This is a genomic window from Desulfobacter latus, from assembly GCF_013389365.1.
In the GTDB taxonomy this organism is placed as follows: Bacteria; Desulfobacterota; Desulfobacteria; order Desulfobacterales; family Desulfobacteraceae; genus Desulfobacter; species Desulfobacter latus.
This window is the reverse complement of the sequence record NZ_JACADJ010000012.1, coordinates 56200-74519: the sequence shown is the minus strand read 5'-3', so window position 1 is coordinate 74519 and position 18320 is coordinate 56200. Positions and strand designations below refer to the sequence as shown.

Here is an 18320-nt window from a genome sequence, read left to right as displayed (position 1 = left end):
TTTTGTTCAATTCTAAAGTACACTAAAGGAACGTGCTGTTCACAGTATTTTTTTTAAAAAATAATTTTCAGCATCTCAAAAACACATTTTGATTTTACGAAGTGTCAAACGGAAAATGAAGGATGCCTACTTGGTGCCGAATATTTTATCCCCGGCATCTCCTAACCCGGGAAGAATATACCCCATGTCATTAAGGCGGGCATCAATACTGGCCGTATAGATGTCAACGTCAGGGTGCTTTCTTTCCACTGCTGCAATACCCTCCGGGGCAGCCACAAGAAAAAGTCCTTTGATGTTTTCACAACCGGCCTCCTTAAGCAAGTCTATGGTGGCAATTAACGTTCCACCAGTGGCCAGCATGGGGTCCAGGATCAAGGCAGTGCGCTCTTTCAAGGCGGAGGCGGTTTTAAAATAATACTGTATCGGTTTCAGCGTCTCCTCGTTTCTGTAAAACCCCACCACAGACACTTTGGCAGAGGGAATCAGGTCAAGCACCCCATCCATCATGCCTAAACCTGCTCTTAATATGGGAACAATAGTAATTTTTTTACCTTTTATTTTTTCGACCTCAACCTCTCCTGCCCAACCCTCAATGACTTTTTGTTCGGTTTCGAGATCCTGGGTCGCTTCGTAGGTGAGCAGACGGGCCAATTCCGAGGCCAGATCCCTGAAGTCCTTGGTGCTGATGTCTTTTTGACGCATCAATCCAAGCTTGTGTTTTATTAGCGGATGGTCCTCCACATATACGGCCATATCGTCTTCCTATGGTTTTAAAAATTAATATCCAACGTTAAATCCCGCAGAGATTAGTAAACCCGCTTTTTTTAGTCAAGCCAATTTATAGGGGCTCTCTGGACAATCACCTTGCCTGAAGTTTAATGTCCATTAGTCGTTTGGATCCCTGAATCCATCTCTGCCGGTGGAGGAATAATTTTTTGAGGGGGATGATACTGTAAAGGACATTGAACTTTTAATAAGCCCCTTTTTTTGTCATTGGGGATTACCAGTTGGATATTGAAATTCATACGTTTATCTTGCACAATGCCTGCCATGATTTCCACGGACTATAAGGATAGGGTCAGGTCCAGTGCTGACGCATGACTTTTTATGTCGATTATTGAAATATCAATAGGTTATGATTCAATTTAAGTCAAATTAATGCGAAAGGTCATTTTTCAACTCGTTATTATTACAGCGCTTATTTGTTCGTGCGTCAGCACTGGATCAGACCCCAGACCCGAGACGTCTTGTCATACGCAGCTACTACGTGTTCCAAAGACCCTGCATCTTTGTCTTGATATAGATAGGCGCTGAGCGTCTCGACATCCCCCAAGGCCATGTCATCCCTTGTAATAGAGCCTTCCGCAGATAAAAACCACTAAATATAGATGAAAAAAACCGTTCCAGGGCCATGGTTGCCGATACGGGCCTGCAGGGTAGCATTTTGCTCTGCCTACCCCGTGTTGGGGGTTGCAGTCACCCAGGAATCATATAAGTCCTGGGCGGAAACAAAACCTGCCTGAATCAGGAAAAGCCAGGTCCAGAATAAAAATATCAAGAGCCTCTTTCTGCAAGCCATAGCCCATTCCCACCTTTTTTCAGAAAGTTTTTTTAAAATCACCAATAGCTCAGGTTGCGCAAAGCGTTCTTTGGCATTTTTGTCTTGACCTTATTTTTAGGGGCAATTCAGTTTCCCAAAGTTAGCAGCAAAGACGTCCAGTCCAAGCCCGCCAGAATCGAAAATGAATTCCTGCAAATCCGCACCATCCACATCACCGTCATTGTCAAAGTCTCCCTCGTATATCTCGGCCATCACTTTTTTATCTCTTTGATATTCATTGTCATTTTCATTCGACTCATCGACATCGTTATTTGCATCGACGACCAACTGCAATGTATAGATCCCGGCGGAAGAAAACGTATATTCAAAATCACTTATGCTACTATAATAATTTTGCAGTAAACCGGATGCACTAGCATTACAAACCCGAATGCCATTTATATATAATTGAATATAAAATTCAGTGGTTATATCAGCCGTGCCATTGTTGACTAAAGCAAAATCGATATAAACAGTCTCTCCTGCATAGATCGTATCTTCTGTTCTTGTACCTGTTTGATTGGATACGACAATTTTGTCATCCCACCCATTGGGTTGGTAAGGGGTCAGGTTGGGCTGGTCGCCTTGGACCCGGTAGAAAATGTAGGCCGAGCCGAAATCGTCGACGTAATAAGAGTCTTGGTCTTCGTTGTCGTCACCGGGAGCCCCGACTACCACCGTGTCTCCGTCGATGGAGACGGATCCGCCAAAGACGTCACCCCATACTCCATCGGAAACCGTGATCTTTGCGGCCTGTCCCCATGCATCTATGCCGCTTTGATCCCGGCAAAAAATGTAAGTCGAGCCGGAATTGCTGCCGTTGTCATCGTCCCGTGGAGCCCCGACCACCACCGTGTCTCCGTCGATGGAAACGGATCTCCCAAAGTTGTCACCCGCCAAACCATCGGAAGCCGTAATCTTTGCCGCCTGTTCCCACGCATCTGTGCCGCTTTGATCCCGGCAAAAAATGTAAGTCGAGCCGGAATTACTGTCGTTGTCATCGTCCCATGGAGCCCCGACCACCACTGTGTCTCCGTCGATGGAGACGGAATCTCCAAAGCTATCATCCTCCGCACCGTCGGAAGCCGTGATCTTTGCGGCTTGTCCCCATGCATCGGTGCCGCTCTGATCCCGGTAAAAAATGTAGGCCGAGCCGAAATCGTCGATGTAATAAGGGTCTTGGTCTTCGTTGTCGTCACCGGGAGCCCCGACTACCACCGTGTCTCCGTCGATGGAGACGGACCACCCAAAGTAGTCACCCCACACGCCATCAGAAGCCGTGATCTTTGCGGCCTGTCCCCATGCATCTGTGCCGCCCTGATCCCGGCAAAAAATATAAGCCGAGCCGGAACCTAAGCCGTTGTCATCGTCACCGTTAGCCCCGACCACCACCGTGTCTCCGTCGATGGAGACGGACCACCCAAAGTAGTCACCCCACACGCCATCAGAAGCCGTGATCTTTGCCACCTGTCCCCACGCATCGGCGCCGCCCTGGTCCCGGCAAAAAATGTAGGCCGAACCGGAATCAATGCCGTTGTCATCATCACCGCGAGCTCCGACTACCACCGTGTCTCCGTTGATGGAGATTGACCACCCAAAATAGTCTTTTCTAACACCGTCGGAAGCCATTATTTTTGCTACCTGTCCCCACGTATCAGTGCCGCCTTGATCCCGATAAAAAATGTAGGCCGAACCGGGAGGACCGCTGTAGGTATCATTAGGACCATAAGCCCCGACCACCAGCGTGTTGCCGTCGATGGAGACTGAAGCTCCAAAACGAGCATCCTCAATACCCTCGGCCGCCGTGATCTTCGTCGCCTGGCTGAACAAAGGATCAATGGTTACGGGATAGACAGCATCGGTATCGTCCACAATGCATGAAATCCGAGAAGGCCCACCTTCGGAAGTATCATTTTCCACGGAAAGTCCTGCCGCTAACATCCGTCCTGAAGCATCCCAGGCCTTGAGACCACTATAGCGCAGAACTGTCCGGCCTTTCGCACTGCGAAAAATTATCCCGGTGCCGTCTTTTTCAAGAAAAGGCCTCAATGAACCGGACACGGTCCATGTGACAATAACAGGATCGGAATCTTTTATCCCCGGCGGTTCGTTAAGGATAACGCCTTGTTCCACCCCCCTGTCGTCATTGACGTACCATTCGGTAAGCCCGTCGCGGAGGTACTCGATGCGATGACCGGAAACAAAAATTTGATCAGAACAGTCCGGTTGTATCCGGGTTTGAGCTTTTTCATACCCGCAGACGGAAAGGCGCATCTCTATATCCCAGGAAGGCGATTCGCTGTTTGAAAGCAAGTGAATTCCGTTGCCTGTGAAATATGCGCTCATGTTCTGGTTGCGATTAAAGGCCCGATATGTGGCGGTCTCTCCCGAGGGCAGCGTTTTATCAAAACGTTGCACTTCGTACTCAGCGGTCAGCAACTGATGTGAAATCTTTTCTTGAACCTGATGCGGCAGATCGGTCAGTCTGGTGACACTCTGTTTTTCAGAAGCAGGAGAAGGATTGGCCTGGCTTCCAATCGCTAAAATACATAACAAAGCCATCGGGATGAGGGCCAAAGACAATATAGTGGGCTTTTTCATTTTCTACTCCTTTGCGAATTCATTTATTCGTTAAAGCTTAATCTTTTTTTTCTAACTGAATTAAAATTATTATCGGATACGGAATAACTTGTTTTTGTCATTAACAAATTATATTAAGGCAAACAATCAATGCGTCCGAATTCTGCAGCCAAATCGGCTGGCGTAACGACTGGTTCTTCATCGGATAGGCTAAACAGTACCGTAGAAGGCTGTCCCACGGCTACGAACCGATCCATGCCCCAGGTTATACCGCTGAGACCCGCGGTCGTGGCGGAAGCATCTGCAGTCCACGTCACTCCGTCCGGGCTGGTTAGAATCGTGCCATTCAATCCTACGGCCACGAACTGGTTGCCACCCCAAGTCACACTCTTAAGGTCATTCGTCGTGCCCGAATCTTGTTCGGTCCAGATCACACCATCCGGGCTGGTCAGAATTACTGCTTGGATTCCAGTGCCGGAGATATTGCCGGCGCCGACGGCCACGAACTGATTGCCACCCCAGGTCACGTCATAGAGAAGCTGTGTCGTGCCTGAGGTACGTTGGGTCCAATTCATTCCGTCTGGACTAGTCAGAATTGGTGCTGGGCCGTAACTGTAGCCGGACAATGGTCCCCATCCCACGGCCACGAATTGGCTCCCACTCCAGGCCACGCTTCTAAGCGTACCACCAGAATATAAGAAATAGGTCCAGGTCCAGTCTTCTCCGTCTGGGCTGGTGATGATCGTGAGGAGGTTATTCTCGCCTCCAACAGCCACATACAGGCTACCGTTCCAAATTACACCATAAAGCTGGTTAGTCGTTCCCGGGTCATGTGCGTTCCAGGTCACTCCGTCTGGACTGGTCATTATACCAGCACTGGTGGTCCTTAGCTTTCCAGCAGCTACGAACTGGTTTCCACCCCAGGTGACGTCATCAAATATCTGCGTGCCAAAGAGGGTGTGCCAAGTCCAGTCTATCCCGTCCGGACTGGTCAGGAAACCACCCGGATAGCCGGCTGCGGCAATGAATTGTCCATCGCCGCAGCAAACGCTATTGATGGCAAGAATCTGCTCCGGCACAGGGTTGGATAGTTGCCAGTCAACTCCACAGGTGCCGTCATTTCCATCAAGGTTTGCAGCATAATCGGCAAGGTCCTGACCGTCCACGTCACCATCGCCATCGAAATCGCATTTACAATTGTTCGGAGTTTCGCTGTTGAACTCGACCTTATCCAACCACCCTGTATCTGACCCTTCAAGTAGACTCACATCCTTAGCATAAACCCACCTGAGTGTATGACCTCCCGATTCTATTTGATATGATTCTTTCTCCCAGCCAACTTCTCCGCTTATGGTAGACTGTTCAACATCATCTATGTAAAATTTGAGAAAGTCGTAATTCTCTTCGGACGAGACTTTCCAATAGAATGACAAACTGCCCGGTCCTGTGATTTCGGTCTCAATCCAAGTCTCTTGATAATCATCAATCGCACCGGACTGTGCCGCATCATTATCAAAATAAGCAATTGCTGATTGACCAATCCATTCCGCATTTCCCCCGGTTATCCAGGATAGTGAGGTGTTGTCCACGGCGTCGCCTAATGAAATTACATTTCCAACAGCATTTATTGCGGCAGCTAAATTGACTCTTGGTTTGGTAATACTGAGGTTTTTGGGATCGGTAACCGGATCTCCTGTATTGGCGAGTATTGATCTTACCTGGTCGGGTGTCAAAAAAGATCCCGTGATGGCTTTTGCGGCACTTTGAAGACATGCTGCTGCTCCCGCAGCATAGGGGCAAGCTGCCGACGTACCGCCAAAACTGGGCTCATAATCCCCTGTGCTATAGCCGGACGAACCCACAATATCTGTTGTATAGGCATTGTGGCTTGGTGCGAAAAGATCCAGGAAAAATGCGCTGTTGGAATAACAGGTTACCAAATCGGTATTAGTAAAAGTATCGTAACAATTATCAAAAATGCATGAACCAACATTTGCATCATAAACCGCTCCAACGGAAATCGTGTGAGAAATACAGGCAGGCGATGCCAGATATTCACAATAACCTTCATTACCGGAACTAACGAAAAGGCTCATTTCACATGCAACGACATTTGCAGCAGTATCGCTTAATGCCTTTTGCTCTCCGTCGCAGACCCCATTGAAAAATCCACCACCAATACTATTGCTTATGATCATTATTGGGTGTGAAGGATCGTCGTATTGATGATCAATGCACCATTCCCATGCATCAATGATATACTGATCCCAACACTCTCCGTTATCTGTAAAAATCTTTAAAGCGAAAAGTTTGGCATTATGTGCAATTCCACCAATATAATCTCCCGTAATACCAAGATCTCCGGCTGCGATACCTGCACAGGCAGTTCCATGGGCGGACAAATAAGGAGAGGGGTCCGGATCATTTTCAGCAATATCATATCCCCCAATTACTTTAGTGTTAGGAAATTCATTACCTCCCAGTCTTAGATGTGTATAATCAATACCCGAATCACAAATGGCGATGGCTACTCCCTCTCCATCGTATAGGCTCCTTATTGAAGAAGCATTCATGAGAGGGATTCCTTGTGCAAGATGAAGTTGGTTTAGTTTGTCTTTTTCGATCAAGATAACATCATTTATCTCGACTAATTCTTTTACCCCCTCCAGTGTAACCTCGGCTGAAAAAGCAAAAATATATTTAAACCTATGGATGTTGCGAATTTCGTTGGGTGTCAAGCGGTTTATTACGCTTTCCTGAACTGTCTTTACAGAGTTTTGTAAATTATTTTTAAATGTTATGTCTTTGAAATTTTTTTTTTGCTTAACAGTTTCAGGTTCAGCCAGACTAACGATGACTTTTGTTATCGGTTTTTTTTCCGTAAAATTTTTCAATACTACTTCAGAACGAACTATTTTAGGATGTTGAAGCAGCGTTTTAATTGTTTGTGCTTCATTATCTTGTGAAAAGCACAATGAAGCGTAAGCGGAAAAGAAAATAGTAAAAATTAGAATCTTAGATACTCTATTATTCATTTTACCCCTCCCATGTTTGACTATGGTTTGAAGTGATCAAGAAGAAAAGGACACCTAGTTAAGCTGCATTTGCTATCGAGCCATGAAAGTTTAAGGTAGCCGTGACGTTTTCTTGTTCTGTTTGGATTTAAAATTTGAGTAAACGTCTTTCGGTCAAGAAGTAGGAAAAGCGAGATTGAGCACTGGAGGGCGTACGCCCCTGGATAAGTGATATGCGTCAGATTGAATACAAAAGGCTCTAAAGAAAGTTTGCTTCTTCCGAAAAATCTTTCAATTTAACAACAGAATTCAGAGCGCCATTTATTGGAACGTTATCAAAAGTCCTGCTGAACAAGAGTTATAAGGCAGCTATAAATATAGACTTTTTGTGTGTGTCGGCGCACAATTTTGGTGCATCGACACTAAGTTTGATTAACTTCGAATTCATGTGGAGCAGCCTCTGAGTCTGATCAAATCAAGGTTAAGTTGACAATCCATCATGCTAAAAGTCGCTCCACAGGTTCGAAGTGTGTTTGGGGGCGAAGTCTTACTGCCAGGAATCCTATTTTTTGTAACGCTTCCTACCTATACCAAGCAACCCAACCAAACCGGCCCCAAGCAGCCAGGCGGCGCCGGGGATGGGGGTTTGATTTATGGATGCGGTTGGGAATGTAATGGTATCGGAAATATCATACGCCGTGCCAGATTCATTAATGTAGAAACCATTTCCCGCTACATCCGTCTTAGTAAGAATGATCTCACTCAAACCTGCATTGAGACATTTAAACTCAACAGAAGCTAAGAGGATGTTATCTCCAATTACAAAATTACCAGTCTCAGTTGCAGCTCCAAATTTAATTTCTCCATTTTCATAATCAACTTCTTGGAATTGAGGCCATGTAGAACCTATCTCAGAAGTTAAAATATCCAGCTGAGATGATTGATAATTCAAATTAAACCCCATTGTAAATATAGATTCGGTTACATCAGAGATATAAATGTTTGTCCAAAAGCTTTCGTTTGGTTGCAAAGAAAAGTAATTATCAGCTATTTTATCTCCTTCATCCTTTCCGTAACTTATATCTAACCAAACGGCAGGTGATGCAAAACTATTTGCTACAGATATAAAAATAAACAAAGTAATTGATAAAATTATAGTTTTTTTCATTATTAATTTCCTTTTTTTTAAAAAAAAATTTTATAAATTTCAATAAGGGCATGAACAGGTCTTTTTCCAATCTGCGGAAAATAAGGTATAGTCAGAAAATTTAATCAAACCATCAGCATCTAAATCGCAGGCAGGGTTATAATTTTCATCCCCAAATTTACTGGCCCATGCGGCACTAATCAAAGTATAGTCATCAAAGGCAACCAGACCGTTTCCATTCATATCGCCTTCACACGCATCAGCAAGGACACAAATAGCCCCCAAATCAGCTGGCACATTTGTTGGCTCATCAGCACCTTGGTCAAGCGTGGCAAAATTAACAAATGTTTCACCAGGGTTCGGATGATACTTTCCAAGATCAACACTTAGCTGACTCGTACCATCGGCTATTGCTTCGAAAACAATCCACCCAAGCAACACTTTCCCACTCAACCCTTGGGTCGATGATCCGGTTAAACGTCCACCTATCATGGTGACAGTACCGTTTGTGTTGTCTAGCTCCATCGGGGGCGTGGTGTACTGATCATCTGTTGTAGCCGAATCTCCATCCACGTCCATCACCCACCCCTCTTCAACATTCTCGTATTTAGATGCATCCTGAACTTGAAGAACCGAAGGATCAAAAGACACCTTGACTCCCATACTTATAAGGTCTACGGCATTATCCGCATAGATGTGGACCCGCACTTTTCCTCCTACTTCCCGTTGTACATTCGCCGGCTCCAGAATAATATCAAGGGCATCTGCAATACCGGCAAAGACAAAGATAGGTGTTAAAAGAAAAACCATGACAATGAAAAGCCTATTCAATCTCTTCATATTCTAATCACCTCCTTATCACTGCATTATTAAATCATGAATTGTTGTTTCTCAGATGCAGCTTGATCAACGACAATTATTTTTTCCCCTCAACGACAATTAAAATTCTGGCTGTCAAAGGTTCATCTTGCGACTTAATCCTCACATCTTTTTCTGATCAAAACATTCTTCTTTGATTTCTTCCTTTCACACCTCCTTCCTGAAATCTTTTAGACTCGACCTTCACCAATCCAATATCACCTCCCTCCTTTTTTGCGATAATTACACTTCATCTTTTTATACTGATATTCCTGTAATCTATACAAAAAGCAGATTATCTTGCCATAAATTTAAAAACCCAATAATATCAAGGTTTTATTTTATGTAAAAAATATTTATCTATAAAAACGACTATTGTTAAGCTCAGTGTTTACAGGGAGTGAGGAATGAGAGGCTTTGTATTGTATCAAAATAACAATTCTGCAAGAATAATAAAATTAGTTAAAAGCAAATTTTATACCAGGGTTAAATACAAGAAGAATTAACAGAACATATGGTAAGTATTCAAGCAGTTAATATTCGTGGGCTCCTTACAGCCTTTTGCAAAAATAAACTCGAATATTTATTCCATTTTATCAAAGTGTGTAAGTAGTTTGATTTGAACGCGTTCTGGGTTAGGAAAAAAAATTCATAGTAATTATGGCATAATTTTCACAGTGTGTAATTATATTCACAATACAAAATAAGTGAATCCTAAATACATAGGAGTTTGAAATTGAGTGACATTTGAGGATGCTTGCAGTTCATTTTATTCAAATTTATCTTAAATTTTTCCTCAAAGCAACCTATGGTCGATGTTATGACCAAGCCCAAAGATCCTGAAACACGACATGAGCCTCCTTTTTTTGACATTCATACGTTTATCCTGCACAATGCCGCCCATGATTTCCACGGACTACATTGAGGTGGCTGTCACCTTGCCTGTGAACCAGACGTTTGTGTACGGGATTCCCGATGCATTGCGGGTAGATGCCTGTCCTGGTATGCGGGTGCTGGTGCCCTTGGGGCGGCGCAGGGTCACCGGATATATCCTGGCGGAGAAAAAGGAAAGCGGGCCATATAAGACCAAAGATGTTCTGGATCTGCTGGATGACTATCCTTTGTTTCCCGAATCCGACATTGCCTTTTTCAAATGGGTGGCCGGCTATTATATCTATCCTATAGGCGACACCATTAAAGCGGCCCTGCCCGCCGGCCTGGACTGCATGGATGTCTCCTGTGCGTTTGTCACGGTTAAGGGTGCACAAGCCCTTGAAGCCGGAGGGTTGCCCCATGAAGAGGCCGGCGTTCTGGGTTTGGCCGCTGCAAAGGCCGGGATCTCTTTAAAATCTCTTTCCCGCCGGGACCCTGCCGGGGCAGCTATTCTGCGTCGGCTTGAAAAAAAAGACCTGGTGCGGATCTCCGCCGTGCTTAAAAAAGAGACCGCCGGGATTAAAACCGAAAAATTTATCTCCCTGCCTAAAAAAACCCCGAGCCGGCAGATTCGGATGTCAGTTAAACGTCATAAGATTCTTTCCATTGTCCGGGAAGCAGGGGAGATTTCTCTGACCAGTCTTAAGCGGCATGTGCCCACAGCACCGAATCTGATCAAACCCCTGGCCCAGGCCGGGTGGCTGAATGTGGTCAGCCGCCGGGTATTCAGAGATCCTTTAGGGGAGCCGGTAACACCGAATACCCCGCCTGAACTTACCGATGAACAGGCTGTCGTTGTAAAAGAGATTCAAACGCGCGCAGACGTGTTTTCCCCCTGCCTGCTGGTGGGCGTGACCGGATCCGGCAAGACCGAAGTGTATATGCGCCTGGTGGCGGATGCCGTGGAAAAGGGCAGGGGGGCCATTGTCCTGGTGCCGGAAATTGCCCTGATTTCCCAGACCGAACGGCGTTTCAGGGCAAGGTTTGGGGACAAAATTGCGGTCATCCACTCCATGCTTTCCCAGGGAGAGCGCCTGGATCAGTGGCGGAAAATCAGCCTTGGCAAGGTCAATATCGTCATTGGTGCCCGGTCTGCGATTTTTGCGCCGATCCGGAAAATCGGCATCATCATTGTGGATGAAGAACATGATTATTCTTATAAACAAGAATCGGGCTTGCGCCATAATGCCCGGGATCTTGCCGTGGTCCGGGCGAAAATGCACAACTGTCCCGTGGTGTTGGGCTCGGCCACACCATCGGTGCAGTCCTGCCGTAATGTGGTGTCGGAAAAATTTTTTAAACTGGAACTGACCCGGCGGGTGAACAATCAGACGTTGCCTGAAATCACCCTGGTGGATATGAAAAAGTACCAGGGAAGCTGGGGCACAGACAGTATCATTACCCCGGAGCTTGGTCGGGGCATCCGTTCCTGCCTTGAAAAAGGGAATCAGGCCTTGATTTTCTTAAATCGCCGGGGGTTTTCCACTTTTCCGGTATGTGCCTCCTGCGGCAAGACCCTGGGTTGTCCCCATTGTGATGTGACCATGACCCTTCACAAGGGCGAGGATCATTATAAGTGCCATTTGTGCGGTCATACGTTAACATCCGACATCCGGTGCCCTGACTGCGGTACCGGTAAAATCAGGAATTTGGGGTTTGGTACGGAAAAAATTGAATCCATGCTCAAGACCTTGTTTCCCGATGCCCGGGTGGCCCGGATGGACCAGGACTCCACGGCCGGAAAGGGCAGCACCCTATCTATTTTGCGTCAGATCCGCAACCGTACCGTAGATATTATTGTGGGCACCCAGATGTTGGCCAAGGGGCATGATTTTCCGGCCATTACCCTGGTGGGGGTGATCTGTGCGGATTTAAGTTTAAGTCTGCCCGATTTCAGGGCAAGTGAACGCACCTTCCAGCTGCTGGCCCAGGTGGCGGGCCGGGCCGGCCGGGGGGAGGAACCCGGCCGGGTGATCATGCAGACCTTTAATCCGGATCACTTCACCATAAAAGCTGCCCGCAATCAGGATTACCTTGAATTTTTCAATCATGAAACGCCCTTTAGAAAAGCGTTGATGTATCCGCCGTTTTCCCGGATGATCCAGCTCAAGATTTCAGGAAAAAATGCAGATAAGACAAGGGACCATGCCCGGCTTGCCGCAGACCGCCTTGAACAGCTCAATACCCGGGAACCCAAAGCTCAGATCCTGGGACCCATTGAAGCGGCCATCCGGAAAATTTCGTCCCGGTACAGATGGCAGATTCTTATTAAATGTGTTTCATCGGTTAATATCAGCCGGATGGTGTCTGCCATGGTCCGGGACCCGGCCATCCAGAAGGTTAAATCCGTCTCCGTTGTTATAGATGTGGATCCCTATTCCCTGCTTTAGGAATGAGTTAGCAAAATGGGCACGTTTAGGATGGTGGCCCTGTGCCCCGGTGAATGTCAAGTTTGCGCATGCGCGAGGCAAAGGTTGAGCGGTTGATGCCCGACGCCTTTGCCGCCCAGGTGATATTCCAGTTAAATTTTTCCATAAGCGCCCTGACATAGGCCTTTTCAAGATCCGGCCAGGTCATGGCTGAAATATCCCGCAGGTTTTGTGTTTCATTTGTTTGGGGATCTGAATGTATTGGATTTGTGTTTTTTGAGGTTTCATCCTGACTGGTTTTAAGAATATGTTCGGGCAAATCATCCGGTCTTATAACTTCGTCCTGGGCTGTAACCATTAAATAGCGGATAAGATTTTCCAGTTCCCGGATATTCCCTGGCCATGTATACGCGACCAGGTGATGTATGGTTTCAGGGGATATCTTTTTTTCGGAAATTTTTGCTTTTTTGCTTTCTTTGTTTAGAAAATGCCGGGCCAGCAAGGGAATGTCTTCCTTTCGTTCCCGCAATGGCGGCAGGTGAACCGGTAATATGGACAGGCGGTAATACAGATCCTGTCTGAATTGGTTTTCCCGGATCATTTTAACAAGATCCTTATTGGTGGCTGCAATGATTCTGACATTGATATATTGGACCCGGCTGGACCCCAATGGTTTGATTTCGTTTTTCTGCAGCACCCGCAAAAGTCCGGCCTGGGTACCCATGGGCATATCCCCGATCTCGTCCAGGAATACTGTACCGCCGTCCGCCGCTTCAAATAATCCGGCCCGGTCCCGGGCTGCACCGGTAAACGCACCTTTTTTATATCCGAACAATTCGCTTTCCAGCAGGGTTTCAGGAATGGCCGAACAATTCTGGGCCAGGAAGGGATAATTCACTCTGGCGCTGTTCCTGTGCAGGCGTTCTGCCACAAGTTCCTTGCCGGTGCCGCTTTCGCCGGTTATCAGTACATTAAAGTCAGTGTCTGAATAGCTTTTGACAAGCTCCATGCTTTTGTGAAAGGCTTTGCTTTGACCGATAATGGTTTTTTCTTTTTCAATTCTGGACAGGGCCGATGAAAGCCTGCGATTTTTTTTCTGTTCCCTGGCATAACTCAGGGCGTTGCCCAGGGCGATGGAACAGATTTCAACCAGGTTTTGAAGATGGGTCAGGTATGAAGACTCCAGATTGAGATGAATACTGTCAGGGTTGGTGTCAATGATCTGTACCGCCCCAAAGACCTGGCCGTTTACCAGTAAGGGGAAACACAGGATCTGGCTGCTTTTTATGGCAAAATGTGCTTCTACTTCCCGGTTGTGCCGGCGGTCGGAGCCTGCTTGGGCGATGGTCATCTTACCGTTTTCGATGACCCAGCCCACAATGGAGGGGGCGCCTGCATCCAGGGTGACCCCCACAATATTTTCACTGTCAATACCGGCCGCCTCAACACAGACATAGGTCCTGCCCCGTTTGATCCAGATGGATCCACGCCTGACATTCTGGATTTTCAGCAGGGCGTTGAGAAATTTTTTTTGAAGAACGTCCGGGTCCAGCTCCCTGAACAGGTCATATTTTTCCTGGAATGATTTATTTTTTGTATTGTCCATAAAAACAGTATCCTGTTAATACTTGGGGGAAAGAACCGTGATGTCCGCCTACTGCTTTTGGTCTTCAGTTCAGAAAGGTTCTGATGACACATTCAGTCCGGCAGGATAGTTATATTTAATCAATATATATCATATATAATTAAATATAACTATCCAAATTGACGCAGGTGAGAATCTCACTGCCATGACTGCGGGAGCGTAGTTATTGAATGCTCTGGTTGTTGTTTTTTTCATAACTCAATACTTACGACTCACATCTTTCATTGTTTGTTGTGTCCGTCAGGTCATGGCCGTTCTTATGGAAAAATTGCTGAAAAAACTATTGACTTTTACCTGTTCTTGTGAAACCGTAAATTAATTGCGGGTTTCTTGTATTTTCTTCGTTTGTATTGTTTACGTTTCTCGCGAATCCATTTTCTCACTTAAATGGAAAGGAGTATCGCCATGGCTGATCTCTTTGCACTAAAAGACTGCGCGCTTATTACCATTGCAACGGGTGAAAGGGTCCATAATCTCAGGGAATTGAGAGATCGTCTCATGAAAACGGAACGGGGGATTATGTACTATCATTTTTGGGATGCAATATTACGTCCCCGCTTTGTTGACCCGGAATATCAAAACGATTTTGCGGCATGGGCCTATCATGAACTCCATGACCGCCGTCTGGCCGAAAAGCTGGCCATCATCAATCCCACTGACTATGAATTTATGGATGATCTGCGCCAGAAATTGATTGATGTTATTGAGGAACGAATGGATGAACTGGGTTTTGTTCCCGTGGCCGAGGTCGCTCATCCCTTTTTCTTCATTCGTTCCCAAATTGTCGTTTTCGATACCAACATTCGCGTTTCCACGCCTGAAGAACTATCCGAATCCATTCCCCGGATCTCGGTCAGCAGTATATTTTATCATTTTATTGATTCCCGCCGTCGAACCGCTTCGGGTAAAGACGATTTTAGCGAATGGTTGTTGAATTTCGGACCTGAGGGTGCTTCTCTGGCGGAAGAGATTGCGTCCATTGATCCGTATTTCAACACGCTTTTGGAATTACGTGATCAACTTTCGCTCGTCTTTGCAAGACATCTCGGAAAAGGGGGTGCAGAATGACTGCTTCGCTTGAACAATACGAACAAATCCTGGGTAAGGATGTTATTCAACGTCTTCGACAATTGGCAGAGCCGCTGAAAGGAATAAACGTCGTCCATATCAATTCCACCCGGGAAGGCGGGGGTGTGGCAGAGATCCTTCACCGCTTAATCCCCCTCAAAAATGAACTGGGAATACAGGCAAGCTGGGAAGTCATGACCGGCGAGGATGAGTATTATCAATGCACCAAAAGTATGCACAACGCCCTGCAAGGTGACCGGCTGGATATTCCGGAACGATTGTTGAAACAGTACGAGAGTACCAATCAGCAAAATTACGAAAGACTCCGCTCGCAGCTGGAAGCGGCCGATGTCGTCTTTATTCATGATCCCCAGCCGGCGCCGCTCCTGAATTTATGTACCGAACGCAAAGGCAAGTGGATCTGGCGCTGTCATATCGATGCCAGCCATCCCTATCGTTTGGTCTGGAAATATCTCCGGCCCTTTGTCCAGGGATATGATGCCAGCATCTGGTCCTTACCGGACTTCGCGCAACCGATGCCTCATCCCCTGTACATTATTCCCCCAAGCATTGATCCATTGAGCGACAAGAATGTCGAATTGGAACCGGAAATGATGGAGAAGGTGTGCCATGATTATAATCTGGACCCGAATCGACCCATTTTGCTGCAGGTATCCCGTTTTGACCGCTTCAAAGATCCGATCGGCGTCATCCAGGCTTATCGCATGACCAAAGCATTCGGTCCTCCTGTTCAACTGGTGCTGGCCGGCGGCAGTGCCACGGACGACCCTGAGGGGGAAGAGGTGCTGGCAGAGGTAAGAGCGGCAGCTCAAAATGATCCCGACATCCATATTCTGGTCCTGCCTCCCGATGCGCATCGTACGATCAATGCCCTGCAGCGCGTTTCGGATATTGTTTTGCAAAAATCGATTAAAGAGGGTTTCGGGTTGACGGTGACCGAAGCCATGTGGAAAGGGAAGCCGGTCATCGGAGGGGATGCAGGGGGGATTCGGCTGCAGGTCATCAATCATCATACCGGGTTTCTGGTCAATACGCCCCAAGGCGCGGCATTACGTATTCGCTATCTGCTGAAGCAACGCCATTGTTTGAACCAGATGGGAGAAAAAGCCCGAACCTTTGTGCGGGAGAACTTCCTGCTTACGCGCCATCTGCGGGAATACCTGACCCTGATGCTGGCCGTCACCCGGGAAACTAAGGAACGGATTGAACTTTAGGCAATCAATGAAGGATAAAAGGAATGTATCCGGAAATCAGCTTGGGGGCCACCTGTCTGGGGCAGGGACGTTGTCGGTTTCTTGTGTGGGCTCCCCGGGCTCAAAAGGTCGAGGTTCGCCTGGTTTGGCCGGCTGAACGTCTCGTCCCTCTGGAGAAGAACAGTCAGGGCTACCATCATGCGATTGTGCAGAAGGTTGAATCTTCGACCCAGTATCTTTTCCGGCTGGATGGCGATACGGAACGGCCTGACCCGGCCTCCCGATTCCAGCCTGGTGGTGTGCATGCGCCTTCGGAAGTGGTTTCCGGTGATTTCCCCTGGAATGATGCGTGTTGGTTCGGTCTGCCGCTTGAGGATTACATTCTGTATGAATTGCATGTGGGGGCTTTTACTTCCGAAGGAACCTTTGATGCGGTTATTCCTCATCTGGGTTCATTGAAGGAATTGGGCATTACGGCTGTGGAACTGATGCCTGTAGCCCAGTTCCCCGGAAATCGCAACTGGGGGTATGACGGTACCTATCCTTTCGCCGTTCAGAATTCCTATGGCGGGCCGCAAGGCCTCAAGCGGCTGGTGAACGCCTGTCACCACAACGGCATGGCTGTTGTTATGGATGTGGTCTACAATCACCTCGGACCCGAGGGGAATTATCTGTCAGATTTCGGCCCCTATTTCACCGATCAATATAAGACCCCCTGGGGGACCGCCGTCAATTTTGACGGGCCGCACAGCGATAACGTCCGCCGGTTCTTTATTGAAAACGCCCTCTACTGGGTAACGGAGTTTCATATTGATGCCCTGCGGATCGATGCCGTGCATGCCATCTTTGACTTTTCAGCCAAGGCGTTTCTGGAAGAGCTGGCCCTGGCCGTACACCAGCAGGCCAAACACCTGAACCGCCGCATCCATATCATCGCCGAAAGCGCACTCAACGACCCGCGACTAGTCCGGCCCCGGGCGCTTGGCGGTTACAATTTGGACGCGCAATGGAACGATGACTTCCACCATGCGCTGCATACGCTTCTGACGGGTGAGCGCTTCGGATATTATCAGGATTTCGGCAAGTTGCGGCATCTTACCAAAGCCTATCGGGACGGGTTTGTCTACTCCGGTGATTATTCCGCCTTTCGCCAATGCCGGCATGGAAATTCTTCGCGCGACATACCAGCCCGGCGCTTTGTTGTTTTTGCCCAGAACCATGATCAGATCGGCAACCGCATGGGGGGTGAACGCCTGAGCACTCTGATTTCCCTGGAGGGATTGAAACTGGCGGCCGGGAGCGTATTTTTGTCGCCATGTATCCCTCTGGTTTTTATGGGCGAAGAATACGGCGAGACCGCCCCCTTTCCTTACTTTATCAGCCATTCGGATAAAGCGCTGATTGAAAATGTCCGGCAGGGACGTCGTGAAGAATTTGCACCCTTCAAGTGGCAGGGGGTGCCCCCCGACCCCCAGGATGAAAAAACGTTTCTGCAGGCTAAACTTAACCACAACCTGCGTTACCAGGGCCATCACCGCATCCTTTTCGATTTTTATAAGGAACTGATCCGCATCCGGCAAGAGATTCCCGCCCTTTCCGTTTTGGACAATGATCAAATGAGGGTTCGGGAAGAGGAAAATGAAAACGTGATCATTCTCAGCCGGTGGGGCGCATCCGGCGACGTTGTTGTGATTTTTAATTTCAAAAAAGCACAGGCTACGGTGAATGTTTTCCTTTCCTCCGGGCGCTGGAAAAAACGACTGGATTCGGCGGAAAAGCGGTGGCAGGGCCCGGGCAGTCGGATGGCTCATGACATTGTTTCAAACGGGCAGGTGGCGTTGACCCTGCAGCCCCATGCCGTTATACTTTTAATCAACGAAAAAGAGTGATAG

10 protein-coding genes are annotated in these 18320 nt (G+C 47.4%); 4 read left to right on the top strand and 6 right to left on the bottom strand.

The annotated features are described in order from the left end of the window. Window positions 1-126: 126 nt before the first annotated feature. The 5 genes from upp to HXW94_RS05755 all read right to left on the bottom strand — a co-directional run bounded on the left by upp (window position 127) and on the right by HXW94_RS05755 (window position 9181). Complete coding sequence (gene upp, locus HXW94_RS05775; protein WP_178365948.1) at window positions 127-753, bottom strand: uracil phosphoribosyltransferase; 627 nt, start codon at window positions 751-753, stop codon at window positions 127-129. 922 nt (window positions 754-1675) lie between these two features. Beyond that, window positions 1676-4201: a CARDB domain-containing protein gene (locus tag HXW94_RS05770; RefSeq protein ID WP_178365947.1), complete on the bottom strand. Its 2526-nt coding sequence runs from the start codon at window positions 4199-4201 to the stop codon at window positions 1676-1678. Between the two features lie 113 nt (window positions 4202-4314). Beyond that, window positions 4315-7215, bottom strand: a complete 2901-nt coding sequence (locus HXW94_RS05765) for a S8 family serine peptidase (RefSeq protein WP_178365946.1) — start codon at window positions 7213-7215, stop codon at window positions 4315-4317. A 541-nt stretch (window positions 7216-7756) separates the two neighbouring features. Then, window positions 7757-8362, bottom strand: a complete 606-nt coding sequence (locus tag HXW94_RS05760; protein WP_178365945.1) for a cohesin domain-containing protein — start codon at window positions 8360-8362, stop codon at window positions 7757-7759. 39 nt (window positions 8363-8401) lie between these two features. Then, entirely contained in the window at window positions 8402-9181 is a 780-nt protein-coding gene (locus HXW94_RS05755; RefSeq protein ID WP_178365944.1) for a hypothetical protein, read from the bottom strand. An 884-nt stretch (window positions 9182-10065) separates the two neighbouring features. On the opposite strand from HXW94_RS05755, the gene priA reads away from it, so the two are divergent. Continuing rightward, complete coding sequence (gene priA / locus HXW94_RS05750) at window positions 10066-12522, top strand: replication restart helicase PriA (protein ID WP_343054555.1); 2457 nt, start codon at window positions 10066-10068, stop codon at window positions 12520-12522. 25 nt (window positions 12523-12547) lie between these two features. Here the strand turns inward: priA and HXW94_RS05745 are convergent, their stop codons facing one another. Next, the gene (locus HXW94_RS05745) at window positions 12548-14107 is read right to left on the bottom strand and encodes a sigma-54 interaction domain-containing protein (RefSeq protein ID WP_178365943.1); all 1560 of its coding nucleotides are present in this window, start codon (window positions 14105-14107) and stop codon (window positions 12548-12550) included. Window positions 14108-14551: 444 nt separating this feature from the next. On the opposite strand from HXW94_RS05745, the gene HXW94_RS05740 reads away from it, so the two are divergent. From HXW94_RS05740 to treZ, 3 genes are read left to right on the top strand one after another with little or no spacing between them, the layout of a single operon-like run. Then, window positions 14552-15214, top strand: coding sequence for a DUF5752 family protein (locus tag HXW94_RS05740; protein ID WP_178365942.1), 663 nt, complete (start codon window positions 14552-14554; stop codon window positions 15212-15214). Beyond that, on the top strand, window positions 15211-16449 hold the full coding sequence (locus tag HXW94_RS05735) for a glycosyltransferase (protein WP_178365941.1): 1239 nt from the start codon (window positions 15211-15213) through the stop codon (window positions 16447-16449). Before HXW94_RS05740 ends, HXW94_RS05735 begins: the two co-directional genes overlap by 4 nt. Window positions 16450-16472: 23 nt before the next feature. Then, entirely contained in the window at window positions 16473-18317 is a 1845-nt protein-coding gene (gene treZ / locus HXW94_RS05730) for a malto-oligosyltrehalose trehalohydrolase (RefSeq protein ID WP_178365940.1), read from the top strand. The last annotated feature ends 3 nt before the right edge of the window (window positions 18318-18320 follow it).

What these genes read in the sequence shown, in the direction of transcription:
- HXW94_RS05745 (WP_178365943.1), bottom strand. Translation starts at nt 14,107, where the DNA reads ATGGACAATACAAAAAATAAATCATTCCAGGAAAAATATGACCTGTTC.
- HXW94_RS05740 (WP_178365942.1), top strand. Translation starts at nt 14,552, where the DNA reads ATGGCTGATCTCTTTGCACTAAAAGACTGCGCGCTTATTACCATTGCA.
- HXW94_RS05770 (WP_178365947.1), bottom strand. Translation starts at nt 4,201, where the DNA reads ATGAAAAAGCCCACTATATTGTCTTTGGCCCTCATCCCGATGGCTTTG.
- treZ (WP_178365940.1), top strand. Translation starts at nt 16,473, where the DNA reads ATGTATCCGGAAATCAGCTTGGGGGCCACCTGTCTGGGGCAGGGACGT.
- HXW94_RS05765 (WP_178365946.1), bottom strand. Translation starts at nt 7,215, where the DNA reads ATGAATAATAGAGTATCTAAGATTCTAATTTTTACTATTTTCTTTTCC.
- upp (WP_178365948.1), bottom strand. Translation starts at nt 753, where the DNA reads ATGGCCGTATATGTGGAGGACCATCCGCTAATAAAACACAAGCTTGGA.
- HXW94_RS05735 (WP_178365941.1), top strand. Translation starts at nt 15,211, where the DNA reads ATGACTGCTTCGCTTGAACAATACGAACAAATCCTGGGTAAGGATGTT.
- HXW94_RS05755 (WP_178365944.1), bottom strand. Translation starts at nt 9,181, where the DNA reads ATGAAGAGATTGAATAGGCTTTTCATTGTCATGGTTTTTCTTTTAACA.
- HXW94_RS05760 (WP_178365945.1), bottom strand. Translation starts at nt 8,362, where the DNA reads ATGAAAAAAACTATAATTTTATCAATTACTTTGTTTATTTTTATATCT.